This is a genomic window from Segatella copri, from assembly GCF_003465495.1.
GTDB lineage: Bacteria > Bacteroidota > Bacteroidia > Bacteroidales > Bacteroidaceae > Prevotella > Prevotella copri_G.
Map to the genome: position 1 here is coordinate 1 of NZ_QSAV01000124.1, position 967 is coordinate 967.

Below are 967 nucleotides of genomic sequence, written 5' to 3' on the forward strand. Positions count from 1 at the left end.
AATAAAAACTTGAAGAATAAACAACATAAAAAATGAACTTATGAAGAAAATCTCGTTGATAGTGATGAGCTGCATGATAGCTTGCGGACTGCTCGCCAACCACGGCATCGTGAGGGGCGGAGAAATGTCGCCTAAGGTAGAGGACACGGTATCGATTGACAAGAAAATCGCTGATAGTCAATGGCTATCGAACAACTCCGACACGTTGGAAGTGGACGCAGCTGGCGAAGACTCGGTGGTGAATGTGGTGGCGTACTTCTGCAAGGGCGACACCTGCGAATACTGGATATATGAGAATGAGTGGAAGGTGAACGGCAAGGACACGGTGAAGACGCTCGGCGTATCCACCCAGGTGCGCCTCGTGGTAAACGATTCCACCAGCAAGGGCTATAAGATGAGCTACACCTTCCTGGACGTAAAGGCCGATTCGGTGGGCGACAACTTCCGGGACAAGATGATGGCCATGATAGCGGAGCGCACCGCCAAGAGCGTGATAGGCACCACCATCAACTTTGAGACCGATGAATATGGTAGCATCACCAAGATTACCAATCTCTCGCAAATCAAGAAGCAGGCAAAGGCTCTCTTCAAGGCGAGCATGAAGGACATCGCCTCCATGCCCATCATGCAGGAAATGAAGAAGGCGATAGGTCTTGACTTCATGAAGATAGGCAACCAGGCTAACACCGACGAGTTGGTGGAGGGCTACCTGGAGGAACTGAAACTGCTCTTCGCCTGGCACGGAAGCCAATATGCCGTGGGCGAGCATCACGAGCACGAGGATGCCACCAAGGATAGCTACGCCAACGACACTTATATCAATGCCAGCCTAGAGAAGAATGGCAACTACACAATCTCCTGCGAGGTGATCAGCGTGATACCAAAGGAGACTGTGAAGAAGGTGATGGGCGGACTGATGGGTGCCTTCACGGAAGGACTGAAGGGCAAGAAGACCGAGGACGGCAAG

Annotated in this window: 1 protein-coding gene; it reads left to right on the top strand. The window is 51.6% G+C overall.

Translation table 11 applies throughout. The features are described from left to right. Positions 1 to 40: 40 nt before the first annotated feature. Positions 41 to 967 (top strand): hypothetical protein (locus DWV53_RS15375; protein ID WP_147468833.1); only part of this gene is annotated, 927 nt, incomplete at its 3' end.